Below are 16,340 nucleotides of genomic sequence, written 5' to 3' on the forward strand. Positions count from 1 at the left end.
GCAAATTTAGCACCAATATGCTTCAAAAACAAATCATATGTCTTATAATAAAATCTTTTAGGGCAGAAATTGGCTGATAAAATGATATTTCTTTAAAATATAACTTATTAGTTTTTTTAACGAGTATAAGCGCGTACTTTTCTCAGCAAAATATTTGAGCAAGCACTTGAAAAGGTTATTCATCATATGTACTTTCTATTTTAATTTTGTCGCCATCTTTTGGCAACTTGTTTATTTATGCTTCATTTAAAATAAACCAGAAAGAAATTGTACAGATGTAAATATCGGAGATCACTGAAGCTGTTTTTTCTACTGAATTTCTGAACTTCTTTATTATATTTATCATCAAGTTTGCTATTTATTCTGCATCATTAACCCAATTGATTGATAACGTTTATAGTACGGTATGCGCTGCATTTCTAATGCTGAAAAACTATTTTTTGGATAGCGTCATTAATTCAATGCAAAGCATCCAATATTGGAATGGTAAATTAGAGTTTTCCCTTACCGTTCCTGATCGAAGACTAATCCGGCTACCACAATTTTTACATTGAAATTTTAAATCGATTTTACGAAAAATATACTCCGTATGTTGGCATCTTTTGCGCTGGAATATTTGCAGCATAAAAAGCATGAGTAGAAAAGCTAATTATTGAGATAATGATTCGTTTTAGGTTTCTGTAGCAATTTAGAAGCAACACCTTTTTTAGTACTCTAGGCAACTAAAAATGAATCGTATCTCATCTCTCTAAAGAATAATTATCTGTTTTTTTTATCAATACATCCTAAAAAGGATTAATTATCTATTAATATGATATAAAAAAGAATATTTAACTGATTTAAAGCATTTGTAAAAATAATTCATCTTTTATTTTGAGATTTGCAAGGCAAAAAAACTAAATATTATCATCAAATGAAAACGAATACAGTAGAAGATTTAAGAATAAATAAAAAGCAACATGCTGAAAATAAGTATAATACAATCAGCAGTGATTTTAGATTCACATTAGAGAGTATTTATTTTAACGAAAACTATATTCCATCCGAGAGTACACGTACAACAACCAATTTTGCAAATTTGGCAAGAGGAGCAAGTCGAGAGGAAAACTTACGTAACACTATTAATATGATTAACAATCGTTTTAATACCTTGGCGAACTGGGATAATCCTAATAACGATCGTTATTCGGTTGAATTAGAAATTGTTTCTGTTTATATAGACATTGATGATAGTGGTAAAACATTCCCAACGATTGAGGTTTTAAAAACGTATATTATCGATCACAAAACAGGTAAACGCATTGAAGGTATTGTGGGAAATAATTTTTCTTCATACGTACGTGATTATGATTTTAGTGTATTGCTTTTAGAGCATAACAAGAATAAAAACAACTTTAGTATTCCTGATAATTTTGGTGAATTACACGGCAATATATTTAAGCATTTTGTAAATTCAGAAGCTTACAAAAAAAACTTTATCAAACCACCCGTTATATGTTTGAGTGTATCAGATAGTAAAACGTATCATCGCACAGGAAACCATCATCCGATATTAGGTTTTGAATACCAACCAAACGATTCTTCCTTAACAGAAGAATATTTCAAAAAAATGGGCTTGCAGGCTCGTTATTTTATGCCTCCTAACAGCGTTGCCCCTTTGACGTTTTATTTCTTTGGCGACTTATTAACTGATTATACAAACCTTGAATTAATCAGTACCATTAGTACAATGGAAACGTTTCAAAAAATTTACAGACCTGAAATATATAATGCTAATGCTGTTGCAGGACAGTGCTATAAGCCTAGTTTGAAAAACCAAGACCATTCTTTAACAAAAATTGTGTACAACAGAGAAGAGCGTACAGAGTTGGCTATTGAGCAAGGTAAATTTGCAGAAGAGTATTTCATTAAACCTCATAAAAATATATTAGAACAGTGGTCAGCCAATTTTGTTCTTTAAATTAATACAACAACACATTAAAATTATTCTATTATGAAGAAATTATTATTGCCCACTTCAATTGTTGGAAGTTTACCCAAACCTGCCTGGCTTGCACCACCTGAAAAACTTTGGTCACCCTGGAAATTAGAAGGAGATCAGTTGCTTGAAGGGAAACAAGATGCTTTGCGCATTTCTTTACATGAACAACAATTGGCTGGGCTTGATATAATTTGTGATGGTGAGCAAACTCGCCAGCATTTTGTAACTACTTTTATCGAGCATTTAAGTGGTGTAGATTTTGAAAATCGTAAAATTGTAAAAATTCGTGACCGTTATGATGCGAGTGTTCCTGTTGTTGTAGATGAAGTTGCACGTCAAAAAGCAGTTTTTGTTGAGGATGCTAAATTTTTACGCAAACAGACTAACAAACCTATAAAATGGGCATTGCCTGGCCCGATGACAATGGTAGATACCTTATATGATGACCATTATAAAAGCCGGGAAAAATTGGCATGGGAATTTGCAAAAGTGCTCAATGAAGAAGCGAGAGAACTTCAAGATGCAGGGGTAGATATTATCCAGTTTGATGAACCTGCATTTAATGTATTCTTTAATGAAGTAAACGATTGGGGAATGGCAGTTTTAGAAAAGGCCATTGAAGGCTTAAATTGCGAAACGGCAGTACATATTTGTTACGGTTATGGAATACAAGCCAATACAGATTGGAAAAAAACATTAGGTTCAGAGTGGCGCCAATACGAAGAGATTTTTCCTAAAATTCAAAAGTCTACTATTGATATTGTGTCATTAGAATGTCATAACTCACGTGTCCCTTTTGATTTAATGGAGCTTGTTCGCGGTAAAAAAGTAATGGTCGGTGCAATTGATGTAGCAACCAATACTATAGAAACCCCAGAAGAAGTAGCTGCTACACTACGCAAAGCGCTGGAGTTTGTAAATATTGAAAATCTTTACCCTTCTACAAATTGTGGTATGGCTCCGTTAGCTCGAAAAGTAGCTAGAGGTAAGTTAAGCGCTTTAAGTGCAGGAGCAGAAATTATCCGCAAAGAATTTGCTATTTAGCCCAATATAATTTGAAATTTGGGTCTTGCTTTATCCGTAGAGTTGCTATCTAAACTCTACGGATCAACAAATAAATTAAGAGACTCCGCCCCAGCTTTTTTCTTAAACACATTTCTGATTAAGTTTCAAATACACAGGCAAAAATAATAATTATACTTCTTTTCTTCGAGCCATACTCTGAGCGATGATGCTGGCAGCAATCAATTGCAAGGCATGGTAAATCATGAGGGGCAACAATACGATGCCGGTGATGGTACTGTGCTGAAAGAGTACTTTTGACATAACGGTACCATGTACCAATGACTTTTTAGATCCACAAAACAAGACAGTAATACGATCTTCATCTGAAAAACTAAGCAAGCGACTGAGTAATCCCACACAAAGAAATACGGCAAAAAACAAAACCATCATCCCTGTTGCGAGTCCCACAAGTTCAAGAGCAGTGAAGTCTTCGAAAAGATGTTCGGAGAATGACTTACAAAAAGACGTGTAGATGATAGTAAGGATGACTGCCTGATCGAAATATTTCAGCTGTTTCTTATATTTTTCAGCAATGGCTCCAAAACGAGAGTTGAGGCTGATTCCAATAATCACAGGCAACAAAACTTGAAGAAGCAATTTTATGACAATATCAGTCACATCAAAATTGCCTGTTGCAGAAGCTATGAACAGCCCAACCCAGAGTGGCGTAACAACTACTCCGATCAAACTGGAAATGCTCGCATTGAAAATGGCTGCGGGAATGTTTCCTTTTGCAATAGAGACCATGACCACGGAAGAGGAAACTGTGGATGGTAAAGCTGCCAGAAAAAATACACCCAGCCAAAGCAGTTCGAAACCGGCGCTTACGAATAAGGGACGAAATGCCAAAACAATGAGTGGAAAAAGCAAAAAAGTTGTCAACTGTACAATAATATGCATTTTCCAGTTGGCAAGGCCGGCTTTTAGTTTCTCAACACTCAGTCGCAAACCATAAAACAAGAAAATCAGCGACACACCTGCATTGGCAATCTCCTCCAGCGAAACAGGCTCTTTGATCATGCCAGGCTTCGGCAGAAAATAGGCCAGCAGAATCATGGTACCTATCATTAGCAGGAAACCATCGAAACCTGCTTTACTTAATACTTCTAATAACTTCTTCAATTTACCTTTAATTTTTTAGATTTTTATACTGCAAAAGTAATTTTTGAAGATCATTAAATCTTCTATTAATTTAAAATAAGGTATTTGTATTCCTTTTTACTATATTTGAAGATTATTATTCTTTTTTATAAATTAATTTAACCTTTTTTAAGTAAAATATTCTATGGAGCAGATAGACGATATTGATCTTAAGTTACTAAATATACTTCACGATAATTCTAAATACACGGTAAAAGAATTGGCAAAGATGGTAAATCTTTCGGCATCACCAGTTTTTGAGCGAATTAAAAGATTGGAAAACAACGGTTATATTAAGAAATATATAGCCCTGCTGGATGCAGAAAAACTAAATAGGGGATTCATCGTTTTCTGTAATATCAAACTTAAACAGCACGATCGAAATATTGGTAATCAGTTTGTTAGTGATATTATGAAAATAGAAGAAATTGTAGAATGTTACAATATATCAGGAGATTACGATTTTTTAATGAAAGTTTATGCCAAAGATATGAAGCATTATCAGGATTTTGTTTTTAATAAATTGGGATCAGTTGAAAGCATTGGGAGTACCCAAAGTACCTTTGTTATGTCGGAAATAAAAAATATGTATGGGTAGCTCCGCAATGGTTTAAAATTATTTTTGAGTTGTTAATATTGGATATTAAGAGTTACACCTAAACAATAGAAAAGCATTATCTAAATTCTTAACCGCACTTCGAACCATCGTCCATCTTCGATTTAATATTTAATAAAGCCACTTTACACTGTTTATTTCAAACAGGCTAAAGATTTCTTGTGAAAAATTGAACCCTAAAATGTTAGATCATCATGGTTTGTAAAATCTACATATTGAAGGGCTATCGAATATTTTTACTTTCAGCCTATATCTCTTATGTAGGATTTTTTTTGTAGCTTAGTTTAAGTTATGGTTTAAGAATTTATCAATGAAATCTTTTAAAATTTTTTTAGTTGAAGATGATCCATTTTTTGGAGAAACGTTAAGATATCATCTTAAATTAAATCCTGATTTCGAAGTATTTTTGTTTAAAACAGGTAAAGAGTGTATGGATAATTTGTATCTATACCCTAATATAATTTGTTTAGACTTTGGATTACCAGATACGTCAGGTGATGTATTACTTAAGAAAATACAGCAGGTAAATAATAAAATCCCAACAATTATAATTAGTGGTCAGGAAGAGATTGAAGTAGCAGTTGATTTTTTAAAATCTGGTGCAAAAGATTACATCGTAAAAAATGCCCATACAAAAGAATTACTCTGGAATTCGATTATAAAAATACGAGAGAATTTAAGTCTTATCGAAGAAGTGGAAGACTTAAAAGAAAAACTGGAACGAAAATTTAGTTTTGAGAATACCATAGTGGGCCAAAGCAATGTTATAAAGGCCGTTTTTAATAAAATAAATAAATCTTTAAATACTAATATTAATGTTTCAATTACTGGAGAAACTGGTACAGGTAAAGAAGTTGTAGCAAAAGCAATTCATTATAATTCTGAACGAAAAAACAAGCCATTTGTAGCCTTAAATATGGCTGCTATTCCAAAAGAGCTAATTGAAAGTGAGTTTTTCGGACATGAAAAAGGAGCCTTTACCGGAGCTGACCAACGGGTAACAGGTAAATTTGAGCAGGCAGACGGAGGGACAATTTTTCTGGATGAAATAGCCGAACTTGATTTAAATCTTCAGAGTAAACTTCTTAGAGTACTTCAGGAGAGGGAGGTTACAAGACTTGGCGGTAAATCGGTTATTAAATTCAATGCGAGGTTAATAATAGCGACTCATAAAGATTTAAAAGAAGAAGTAAAAAAAGGAAATTTCAGAGAGGATCTTTATTACAGAATTATTGGTCTTCCTATTGAATTGCCTCCTCTCAGAGAACGGGGTCACGATGTTCTACTTTTATCAAAACACTTTGTTGATCTTTTTGTAAAAGAGAATAAACTGAAAACTATTAGTATTTCAAAAGACGCAAAAGATAAATTACTTAAACATAAATTCCCGGGAAATATCAGAGAACTTAAATCCGTTATTGATTTAGCCTGCGTAATGTGTGAGAATAACGAAATTACTGCGGAAGATCTAATCCTTAACAGTATAAATGAAACTGATTTTTTCCTGTCAGAAAATAAAACACTGAAAGAGTTTACTTCGGAAATTATACTTCATTACTTAAAAAAGAACAATGACGATGTATTAAAAACTGCCCGACAATTAGACATTGGGAAATCTACAATCTATAAATTAATTCAGAATAGTCAAACTAAAAAGGGATAAAAATGAAAACAGCGACCATTTTATTTGAAAATAATTCTTTTGTAAGAGAATTGAATAATGACAACTTAAATTTTGCTGATGCTGAGCTGGTTTTAGGTTTTGGTTCGAGAAAATTATTAGCTGATGAGAAAATTTTCAATCAGTTAAAAGATAAATTTCCTTCTTCACAATTGGTTTTATGCTCTTCAGCTGGTGAAATATATGAAAATGAGGTTCTGGATAATACCATAAGTTTAACTGCAATTAAATTTTCTTCGACTAAAATTAAAACTTGCGAAGTAGATATAGCTGATTTTGAGAATAGTTTTCAGGCAGGTTCTTCTTTGATAAAGAAATTTAATCAGGATCATTTAAAATTGGTTCTTATATTATCTGATGGAGGAAAAGTGAATGGGAGCGAGTTAGTAAACGGAATGAACTCTGTTAAGGATGAAGAAGTTTTGATCGTTGGGGGACTTGCGGGAGATGCAGCAAAATTTGAAAAAACGTTAGTAGGACTGAACAAAACTCCTGAACAGGGAAAAATTGCAGCAATTGGTTTTTATGGAGAAAAATTATTGGTCTCACATGGTTCATTAGGAGGTTGGGAAAGTTTTGGACTCGAGAGATTAGTAACAAAATCAGAAAGCAATGTTTTGTATGAAATCGATGGAAAAAATGTTTTGGACTTGTACAAAAATTATTTAGGCAAGTATGCTGAAGAATTACCGGGCTCAGCATTGCTTTTTCCACTTTCAATTAAAACAGATGGTATTGATGAACCTATTGTAAGAACTATTTTATCAATAGACGAAACACATCAGACAATGACCTTTGCCGGAGATATACCTAAGGGAAGTAAGGTTCGTTTTATGAAAGCTAATTTTGACAGGTTAGTAGATGCTGCAAGTGAGGCAGCATTATCCTGTTTAGAGGTCAAAAGTTTTAATCCTAAATTAGCTATTTTAATTAGTTGTGTTGGCCGAAAGTTAATTCTTGGATCAAGAATTGACGAAGAAGTCGAGGCTGTTTCTGAAATTTTTGGCAATAATACAACAATTTCCGGGTTTTACTCTTATGGAGAAATTTCTCCATTAAAACCATTTGGAGAGTGTATTCTCCATAATCAGACAATGACAATTACCTGTATTAATGAAATGAACTAGTTATGGATCTTCATAAGCTTTTGCAAAGACAAATTAATAAAAATATACCTCCTGATCTGCAGGCTGATCCATCTTTTCAGTCTTTTATCAAGATGGTTAATGATTCTTATCTGTCTTTTGAAAGAGACAAGGATTTAATGGATCATTCTTTTAAAGAAAGTGAAAAAGAATATTACGAAGTACATCAGAATTTAAAAAAAGAATATGAGTTAAAACAACAGTCTATTTTAAACTTATATGAAAACCTCAATGATCTGGATCTTGGGTATGGATCGATAAAGGAAAGTGAAAAAAATGATTTTCTTTTTATTTCAAAATATTTGAGTGACCAAATTGCTAAAAGAAAAGAAACTGAAAAAAAATTATTTGAAACCGTACAATTTTTAAAGACATTATTAGAGAACATACAATCTGGGATTTTAGTTGTAGATAACAACGATACGATTTTGTTTGTAAATCAGCATTTATGTGATATGCGTAATATAAATGCCGTACCAGAAGAAATGATTGGCAAAAGACCCGGAGATTATATAAGTGATGCCCAGTTAGTATTTAAAGATGGGAATGCTTATAAAAAGAGAATTGATCAAATCTTATTTCGTAAAGAAATTGTAACCGGAGAGATACTTGAAACTATAGATAACCGCTTTTTTGAAAGAGATTATATACCAATAATAGTCGAAAATGAATGTATTGGACATCTTTGGAAATCTACAGACGTAACACAAAAAATAAAAAGTAAAAATTTATTAAAACAAAGTGAAGAGCGTAACCGTATTATAATGAATTCCTCGCTCAATGCTATTGTTACTATTGATATTACAGGAAAAATAACTTTTTGGAACAATCAGGCCGAGAATATTTTCGGATGGAAAAAAGAAGAGGTTTTAGGAAAATTGTTAAACGATACTATAATTCCAAAACGTCACAGCGAAGGGCATACTAACGGCTTAAAGTATTATGTAGAAACAGGAAGGGGACCTGTTTTGAATAAGCAGATAGAACTTCCGGCAGTAAATAACCTCGGACGTGAATTTCCTATAGAAATCTCTATAATACCATTAGAACAAAATGGGGAAGTTTTCTTTTGTTCTTTCATGCAGGATATCTCTGAAAGAAAAAAAACAGAAATTAAATTAAAAGCGCAGGAAGAGAAGTACAGAAATATTATCGCCAATATGAATCTGGGGCTTATAGAAGTTGATAATAATGATATCATTCAATATGCCAATCAAAGCTTTGCTAATATATCCGGATTTGAAATCGATGAGCTAATCGGTTTGAATCCTTCTAAAACATTTGTTTTTGGCGAGAACATAGAGAAATTAAACTCAAAAAATAAATTAAGAGAGATAGGAATATCTGATGTTTATCAAATGCCGGTTAAAAATAAAAGAGGTGAGCTTCGATGGTGGGCAATAGGAGGAGCTCCTAATTATGATGATAAAGGGAAACTTGTAGGGTCAATTGGAATTCATTTGGATATTACTGAACAAAAAAAAATGGAAATTGAGCTTGAAAATGAAAAGATAAAAGCAGAGCAGGCCTCAAAGGCTAAAGAAGCTTTTTTAGCCAACATGAGCCATGAAATCAGAACTCCATTAAACGGAATAATTGGTTTTTTAAGAGAGTTAGAAAGGCAGCCATTAACCGATTTACAGAAAAAATATGTAGAAAACAGTGCAGTAGCTTCTAAACATTTATTATCTATTATAAATAACATATTAGATATATCAAAAATAGAAGCTGGTGAAATGTCACTGGAGATTGAAGATTTTGTTTTTGAGAAAGTTATCACGAATGTAATTACAGTACTCGAACCAATAGCAAAGAAAAAAGGTTTAAAGTTAATTAAACAAATTTCTAAAGACGTTAATGAGGTATTTAAAGGTGATATTTTAAGGCTGGAGCAAATATTATTCAATCTGATAGGAAATGCTTTAAAATTTACGAGTAAAGGCAAGATATTACTGAAATGCGAAGTGCTAAATGATAGTAAAATTTTTCAAAGACTGGAAATTTCTGTAATAGATACCGGAATTGGAATGGAACAAAGTTTTGCGGAAAAAATATTTAACAAGTTTTCGCAGGAAGACAAAGCCATAACACGAAAATTTGGTGGTACCGGATTAGGTATGGCTATAACCAAAGAACTGATTGAGTTAATGAACGGTAAGATTAATGTAATGAGTGAAAAAGATAAAGGAACAACGGTAAGTTTTGTAATTGATTTGGAAAAAGGAAACTTTAGTAATATTAAAAAAGTTCAACAGGAAATTGATATAGATATTTCAGGAATTAATGTTTTATTAGTGGAAGATAATATACTTAACAGAATGGTCGTTATCAATTCACTAAATTACTTTAACTGTACGATTACTGAAGCTGTAAATGGCATTGAGGCTGTTGAAATTTTAAAGGATAAGAATTTCGATATTATATTGATGGATATGCAGATGCCTGAAATGGATGGCATAGAAGCTACGGTTAAAATCAGACAGGAACTTAAACTGCAGACTCCAATAATTGCGCTTACTGCTAATGCCTTTAAAAGTGAAGTTGAAAAGTGTAAAAATGCAGGTATGAATGATTACATTACCAAGCCTTTTGAAGAGTTTAATCTTATTGAGATCATAGCAAAATATACCCGCAGGCAGGACGATATCCAAAATGATGCTGCTGCGCAGATAGATGAAAAACTTTATGATTTAAAAACTTTAGAATCCATTAGCAGAGGAAATTCTGAGTTTACTTTGAAAATGATTAGCATTTTTATAGGTCAGATAGAAGAGTTCATCCCAAATGCCCAATCAGCACTATCGTCTGGTGATTTTTTAGTTTTGAGCCAGATGATTCACAAAATTAGACCGAGTGTTGAAGCAATGGGAATTTTAAGTATTGTTGAAGAAATTAAAATTTTAGAAAAGATTAGTAAAGAAGCAAGTGATCAAAAAATGATAAGCGATTTGTTTTATCAGATAAAAAATACCTTGATGATTGTTGTCGAACAATTGCAGGAAGAAATTTAAAATTATATTTTCCTTTTTATGGAAAATTTTCCATAAAAAGGAAAATATAATTACGCCGCTATTTTATAAGTTGTTGATTTATAGTCGATTTTTAAATTTGGCTTAACTTTAGCTATAATGTTATCTATAAAATTAAGATAACATGGAAGATAAAACTCAATTTAAATTTTTTCTTGTCGATGATGATTTTTTTTGTGCCAATTTATACAATCAATATCTCATCAACATGAACTACAGTGATATCACTCATTATTCGAACAGTAATGATTGTATAAATAATTTACATCAAAATCCGGATATTATTTTTATGGACTATAGTATGGAAGACAGTAGTGGATTTGAAATACTGAGAAAAATCAAACGATTCAATCCAAATATATATGTGATTATGATTTCCAGTCAGGAAGACATTAATACAGCTATCAATGCCTTAAAATACGGTGCTTTTGATTATGTAATTAAAGGAAGCTATGTCGAGGGAAGATTTGCACAGATTATCCATAAAATAATAACTGTTAAGCAGCAGTTAAAGAATTCTTATCCGGGTTTTTTAAAGCTTTTATTATCGATTTTCTAGTCAAAAAAATCTCTTATGAAAAAATACAGGGTTGTTTTTTGTAACGTTATTTTTTCCTGTAAAACACAAAAGTTACTAGTAAAGAAAACAAAAACAAATAACAATGTCTTTTATTCGAAAAAGGATAATTGCGAACTGATGTTTCTGATATTTTAAGCTTTTGTATGAATTCAGCGAACTATAAGATAGTCGAATTGAGAATTTCTATATGTAGGAATTACATTTTTTTGAAGCGACAATGCATTTACATTACTGCGGTCATCTCTTAAACTATTTAAAATCAATAAGTTTTAAAGCATATTAAGACGCTTCATAAGTTCTGGCCTATTTGATCTACTGACCGGGATTACATCTTTTGCAATTAAAACACTGTTATCTTCAATATCAATTATTTTTTTTATATTAATTATATAAGTCCGATGTACTTTTAAAAAAGAAGATACTGGAAGCTTATCTTCTATTTTTTTTAAAGTAGAATGTACAGTATAATTTTTATCCTCGGTTTTTATGAGAATATAATCTCCTTTAGCTTCAATCAAATTTATAGATGCAATATTTATTTTTATAAGCCTTCGCTCAATATTTACATAAAAATCAGTAGTATTATTAATAGGCTGAACTAAATTAGTATCTGAGATTTCAGAAGAAGGCAGTGCCAGTTTTTTGACTTCTAATTTATTAATAGCTTTTAAAAAGCGTTCTTCAGTAATTGGCTTTACTAAATAATCGACAATACATTTATATTCAAAAGCTTCGATAGCAAAATTTCTGTCAGATGTTATTAAAATAACTAAAGGAGGATTTTTAATGGTCTGAATAAAGTCAAAACCTGTAAATCCTGGCATATGAATGTCTAAAAAAATAATGTCAATTGGAATAGTAGTTTGATTAAGAAACTTTAAAGCTTCCATTGCATTTTGAAATTCATCTATAAAATTTAGAGCACGATGGTTTGTAATCATCTGGCGTATAATTGTCCTTGCCAATGCTTCATCATCTATTAAAATACAATTCATTGAGTTAAAGTTATAATGAATCAACAAAATCTTGCATTGTAGAAAGTATTTTATCAAACTCTACTTTTAATGCTTCTTTAAAATCTACCGATTCTTTTTTTAAGCTAATTTCAAACTCTTCAGCAAGATAATAACTTTTTTCCATTCCCATGATGATGATTTTATGTTTTATCTTATGTATAATTTCTGCAGTAGCTATAAAACAATCATTTTCAATTTTATTATAATATTCATCTATTTCCAGTGGGAGTTCCTTTTTTAGGGTGCTAATAATTAGTTGCTTAAAAGCCATATCATTTCCCGAAAGATTATTTATATAATTAAGATTTGGCTGTTCCATTAGCTTTAAGGATTAAGAAAATGTGATTATTCTTTAATTACTTCCTATTGTGATCTTAAAAAAACAGTTTCTTATATAATACAAATTTAAAATCATTGCATAGATAAGCATTGTTATTAGACTCTTAGTAAAAGTAGTAATTTTTTTTCAAGATTTGATATTCTCTACATTTAATCTTACTGCGTTTTATAGAAAAATACTTAGTAAATTATCTTTGTAAAAATTAGTAAGTAATCATCGCTTTTCAATTAGCTGGCTTTAAAAAGAAGTTTTTTTATAATGTAAAAATTGCATTTAAGATTTAAATTTTCAGCTATTTTAAAGATGAATTTAGTACAAAAATATAATTTTTAAAATTAAAATTTTATAAACTCTCAACATGCCAAACGGATCAAGTTGTCGAACTAAGTAAAAAATCTTAATTTCAGCTATGATTAAGTTGTTCCAGCAAATTTTATGATCGAAAATAAGGTAAGTGAGATTGAAACAAATACTAAAATTAAATCAGATGTTCTTTTGGTAAAACAAAACAAAAACAAGCGCCTTCTTCATTATTTTCTCTGCTTTTAAGAAAAACACTCCCCTTTGTTCGGTCTAATATTGCTCTAATTGTGGCTAAACCAATACCGGAATTCTTAGTAGATTTTGAATTTACAGTTTCAAACAATTCAAAAACTTTTTCCCAATATTCTTGTGGTATACCTGGACCATCGTCCTCATATATAAAAGAATAGCTGGTTTCGTTTTCTGTAAATGTCAACCAAACACTGCATTCTTTTTTATCTGTATGTTTTATTGTATTCGATAAAAGATTTTGAATAATTTGTACAAAACCTATTTTAGAATGTCTTATAGTGACATCACAATTAATGTAATTTATATGAATTGGAGTGTGTAAAATACCGTTGCCAAGTATATATTTAACTACATTTTTTACATTGAAATCTTCAAAATGAATTTCATCATTAGTAACTTTAGTATATTCTAAAATTCCATTAATTAGAAAGTCCATATATTCATTTCGGGAATAGATTAAATCAATCCACTTTTCGAGTTCAGTATTAGCAATGAGTGTTTTGTAATCTTCTTTTATGAAAGTTATTAGTGAATTTATACCACTAATCGGAACTTTTAAATCATGCGTAAGACGATGGGCAAATTGACTTAACTGTACATTTTTTCTACTTATTTCACTGTTTAATTCTTCCAAAAATCTATTCTTTTTTCGAAGTTCAAGTTGCGCTATAACTTGATTTCCCAGAGCTTTTAAAGATTCTTTTTGTCCCTCTGAAAGGTCTTCTCTCGGTTTTGTGTCAATCACACAAAGAGTTCCTAAAGTATAACCGTCCTTGGTGTTTAAAGGAGCTCCGGCATAAAATACTACATTGGGCTCATTAGTTGTTAACGGGTTATCAAAAAACCTTTCGTCTTTAGTCGCATCCGGAATAATAAATAATTCATTTGGTGCATTGATGGCATGTGCACAAAAAGAAAAATCCCTTGGTGTTTGAGTTGCATCTAAGCCATGGTGTGATTTAAACCATTGTCGGTTGTCATCTATTAAACTCACTAATGCGATGGGAGTACCACAAATTTCAGCTGCTATTTTCGTCAGGGCATCGTATTCTTCTTCGGATATTGTATCTAATATATTATAATCTTTTAAGGACTTTAAACGAAGGTTTTCATTATCAGGAATTTCAGGTTTGTGCATACAAAAAAAATTTTTATATAATCGATTAATATAAATATTTGGATATTCGTGGAATACAATATTTTTATTATCAAAAATACTAAATTTTATTACTAATTTTCACATCCTGTAAAGTTAAATTTGTCTTTAAAGTAGGATAAAATCGACAGGGAACATAATTTGAGCGTTTTTTACGTTTAATTTCTGTTAGGTTTGAAATTAAGATGCAAAAATAAGAGCCTTAATTGGTATTATATTAAGGATCAGAGTATTTAAAGCATGAGTTAGTTACTGGTTTTTTGGGCCTGTAATTAAACGTTTTATTCTAAGTAATAACTCATTTGGATTAAATGGTTTATATACAAAATCATCGGCTCCTAAATTGAAGGCTTCTAATAAGACTCCTTCTTCTTCACCTAAACAAGAAAGTACGATTATTGGAATGTGTTCAAAATTTTCTTTTGAGTAGTCAATAATTTCTAATCCTGAACGCAAAGGCAGAATTATATCTGTAATAATCAGATTAGGTAAAAATTCCGCAATTTTTTCTATTGCAATTATACCATTTGGACATGATGTTACCTCGTATCCATCTTTTTCTAAGATGTACTCCAAAATTTTTGTTGTTAATACGTCGTCCTCTGCTATTAATATTTTTAAGTTCGAATTTTTCATTTTTAATTGATTTAGATAGTAGTTTTTTTTTGAATTATACGATTAAGTAATTTTTCGAATAACTTATTATTAGTTGATCTTCGTTTAAATCTGTTTTTATAAATATTTATAGAACTTTTTTATAAATCTTTTCTAATAGGTTTATTAATACTTGCTAGTTGGATTATTAATAATCAAGGTCAAATAAAGAATTTTCAACAGCTTTTTTTTAACAGAATTTAATTACATTTAATGATTTCGTAATAAGAAATATTTAAAGCTCCCTGGGGCGAGGAGCTTTTAAATGAACTAAAATTGTTTTGGATAATAATTTTATCTTTGGGGAACGATGTAATTATTACGTTACAAATTTCGATTAGTTTTCAGACTTTTCTTTAACTATTAGATGATTAGCTTTTTAGTGTAGACCAATGGTATTTGAAAATCGTTGACAAGCATAATTGAGTGTTTGTAAGTGATCTGGTTTCTGTTAAAATCAAGAACAGGATTTCATTTGCAAAAAACAATAAAAAAGCTCCCTGGGGCGAGGAGCTTTTAAATGAACTAAAATTGTTTTGGATAATAATTTTATCTTTGGGGAACGATGTAATTATTACGTTACAAATGTCGATTAGTTTTCAGACTTTTCTTTAACTATTAGATGATTAGCTTTTTAGTGTAGACCAATGGTATTTGAAAATCGTTGACAAGCATAATTGAGTGTTTGTAAGTGATCTGGTTTCTGTTAAAATCAAGAACAGGATTTCATTTGCAAAAAACAATAAAAAAAGCTCCCTGGGGCGAGGAGCTTTTAAATGAACTAAAATTATTTTGGATAATAATTTTATCTTTGGGGAACGATGTAATTATTACGTTACAAATTTCGATTAGTTTTCAGACTTTTCTTTAACTATTAGATGATTAGCTTTTTAGTGTAGACCAATGGTATTTGAAAATCGTTGACAAGCATAATTGAGTGTTTGTAAGTGATCTGGTTTTTGTTAAAATCAAGAACAGGATTTCATTTGCAAAAAACAATAAAAAAGCTCCCTGGGGCGAGGAGCTTTTAAATGAACTAAAATTGTTTTGGATAATAATTTTATCTTTGGGGAACGATGTAATTATTACGTTACAAATTTCGATTAGTTTTCAGACTTTTCTTTAACTATTAGATGATTAGCTTTTTAGTGTAGACCAATGGTATTTGAAAATCGTTGACAAGCATAATTGAGTGTTTGTAAGTGATCTGGTTTCTGTTAAAATCAAGAACAGGATTTCATTTGCAAAAAACAATAAAAAAAGCTCCCTGGGGCGAGGAGCTTTTAAATGAACTAAAATTGTTTTGGATAATAATTTTATCTTTGGGGAACGATGTAATTATTACGTTACAAATTTCGATTAGTTTTCAGACTTTTCTTTAA

At 30.8% G+C, this 16,340-nt stretch carries 12 protein-coding genes and 1 pseudogene; 7 read left to right on the top strand and 6 right to left on the bottom strand.

Translation table 11 applies throughout. The annotated features are described in order from the left end of the window. Positions 1-366 precede the first annotated feature (366 nt). A pseudogene (locus ACNC7R_RS11305) lies at positions 367-604 on the bottom strand (IS1595 family transposase); the annotation flags it as partial. 309 nt (positions 605-913) lie between these two features. Between ACNC7R_RS11305 and ACNC7R_RS11310 the strand changes: the two are divergent. Together ACNC7R_RS11310 and ACNC7R_RS11315 are read left to right on the top strand one after the other, a co-directional pair. Then, positions 914-1,960, top strand: a complete 1,047-nt coding sequence (locus ACNC7R_RS11310) for a DUF1852 domain-containing protein (protein WP_417941193.1) — start codon at positions 914-916, stop codon at positions 1,958-1,960. Positions 1,961-1,993: 33 nt separating this feature from the next. After that, positions 1,994-3,025, top strand: coding sequence for a methionine synthase (locus ACNC7R_RS11315; protein WP_417941194.1), 1,032 nt, complete (start codon positions 1,994-1,996; stop codon positions 3,023-3,025). Between the two features lie 150 nt (positions 3,026-3,175). On the opposite strand, the gene ACNC7R_RS11320 is transcribed toward ACNC7R_RS11315, so the two are convergent. Further along, a complete protein-coding gene (locus ACNC7R_RS11320; RefSeq protein WP_417941195.1) occupies positions 3,176-4,168 on the bottom strand; it encodes a bile acid:sodium symporter family protein in 993 nt (330 codons plus the stop codon). A 163-nt stretch (positions 4,169-4,331) separates the two neighbouring features. Here ACNC7R_RS11320 and ACNC7R_RS11325 point away from each other — a divergent pair, with 163 nt between their 5' ends. From ACNC7R_RS11325 to ACNC7R_RS11345, 5 genes are all read left to right on the top strand, one after another. Then, the gene (locus ACNC7R_RS11325) at positions 4,332-4,784 is read left to right on the top strand and encodes an Lrp/AsnC family transcriptional regulator (protein ID WP_417941196.1); all 453 of its coding nucleotides are present in this window, start codon (positions 4,332-4,334) and stop codon (positions 4,782-4,784) included. A 328-nt stretch (positions 4,785-5,112) separates the two neighbouring features. Then, entirely contained in the window at positions 5,113-6,465 is a 1,353-nt protein-coding gene (locus ACNC7R_RS11330) for a sigma-54-dependent transcriptional regulator (protein ID WP_417941197.1), read from the top strand. 2 nt (positions 6,466-6,467) lie between these two features. Then, on the top strand, positions 6,468-7,610 hold the full coding sequence (locus ACNC7R_RS11335) for an FIST signal transduction protein (protein ID WP_417941198.1): 1,143 nt from the start codon (positions 6,468-6,470) through the stop codon (positions 7,608-7,610). Positions 7,611-7,612: 2 nt separating this feature from the next. Then, a complete protein-coding gene (locus ACNC7R_RS11340) occupies positions 7,613-10,639 on the top strand; it encodes a PAS domain S-box protein (RefSeq protein ID WP_417941199.1) in 3,027 nt (1,008 codons plus the stop codon). 142 nt (positions 10,640-10,781) lie between these two features. Then, positions 10,782-11,216 carry a response regulator gene (locus ACNC7R_RS11345; RefSeq protein WP_417941200.1) on the top strand — a complete coding sequence of 145 codons (435 nt, stop codon included), beginning with the start codon at positions 10,782-10,784 and terminating at the stop codon, positions 11,214-11,216. Between the two features lie 290 nt (positions 11,217-11,506). Here the strand turns inward: ACNC7R_RS11345 and ACNC7R_RS11350 are convergent, their stop codons facing one another. The 4 genes from ACNC7R_RS11350 to ACNC7R_RS11365 all read right to left on the bottom strand — a co-directional run bounded on the left by ACNC7R_RS11350 (position 11,507) and on the right by ACNC7R_RS11365 (position 14,940). Beyond that, positions 11,507-12,232 carry a LytR/AlgR family response regulator transcription factor gene (locus tag ACNC7R_RS11350; RefSeq protein ID WP_417941201.1) on the bottom strand — a complete coding sequence of 242 codons (726 nt, stop codon included), beginning with the start codon at positions 12,230-12,232 and terminating at the stop codon, positions 11,507-11,509. Positions 12,233-12,242: 10 nt separating this feature from the next. Beyond that, a complete protein-coding gene (locus tag ACNC7R_RS11355; protein WP_417941202.1) occupies positions 12,243-12,572 on the bottom strand; it encodes an Hpt domain-containing protein in 330 nt (109 codons plus the stop codon). A gap of 499 nt (positions 12,573-13,071) precedes the next feature. Further along, positions 13,072-14,286: a sensor histidine kinase gene (locus ACNC7R_RS11360; protein ID WP_417941203.1), complete on the bottom strand. Its 1,215-nt coding sequence runs from the start codon at positions 14,284-14,286 to the stop codon at positions 13,072-13,074. A 267-nt stretch (positions 14,287-14,553) separates the two neighbouring features. After that, positions 14,554-14,940, bottom strand: coding sequence for a response regulator transcription factor (locus ACNC7R_RS11365; protein WP_417941204.1), 387 nt, complete (start codon positions 14,938-14,940; stop codon positions 14,554-14,556). Positions 14,941-16,340: the final 1,400 nt, after the last annotated feature.

The organism is Flavobacterium adiutor (genome assembly GCF_048282555.1).
Taxonomy (GTDB): Bacteria; Bacteroidota; Bacteroidia; order Flavobacteriales; family Flavobacteriaceae; genus Flavobacterium.

Excerpts from the sequence above, each read along its gene's own strand:
- ACNC7R_RS11310 (WP_417941193.1), top strand. The coding sequence starts at position 914 with ATGAAAACGAATACAGTAGAAGATTTAAGAATAAATAAAAAGCAACAT.
- ACNC7R_RS11315 (WP_417941194.1), top strand. The coding sequence starts at position 1,994 with ATGAAGAAATTATTATTGCCCACTTCAATTGTTGGAAGTTTACCCAAA.
- ACNC7R_RS11325 (WP_417941196.1), top strand. The coding sequence starts at position 4,332 with ATGGAGCAGATAGACGATATTGATCTTAAGTTACTAAATATACTTCAC.
- ACNC7R_RS11330 (WP_417941197.1), top strand. The coding sequence starts at position 5,113 with ATGAAATCTTTTAAAATTTTTTTAGTTGAAGATGATCCATTTTTTGGA.
- ACNC7R_RS11335 (WP_417941198.1), top strand. The coding sequence starts at position 6,468 with ATGAAAACAGCGACCATTTTATTTGAAAATAATTCTTTTGTAAGAGAA.
- ACNC7R_RS11340 (WP_417941199.1), top strand. The coding sequence starts at position 7,613 with ATGGATCTTCATAAGCTTTTGCAAAGACAAATTAATAAAAATATACCT.
- ACNC7R_RS11345 (WP_417941200.1), top strand. The coding sequence starts at position 10,782 with ATGGAAGATAAAACTCAATTTAAATTTTTTCTTGTCGATGATGATTTT.
- ACNC7R_RS11350 (WP_417941201.1), bottom strand. The coding sequence starts at position 12,232 with ATGAATTGTATTTTAATAGATGATGAAGCATTGGCAAGGACAATTATA.
- ACNC7R_RS11355 (WP_417941202.1), bottom strand. The coding sequence starts at position 12,572 with ATGGAACAGCCAAATCTTAATTATATAAATAATCTTTCGGGAAATGAT.
- ACNC7R_RS11360 (WP_417941203.1), bottom strand. The coding sequence starts at position 14,286 with ATGCACAAACCTGAAATTCCTGATAATGAAAACCTTCGTTTAAAGTCC.
- ACNC7R_RS11365 (WP_417941204.1), bottom strand. The coding sequence starts at position 14,940 with ATGAAAAATTCGAACTTAAAAATATTAATAGCAGAGGACGACGTATTA.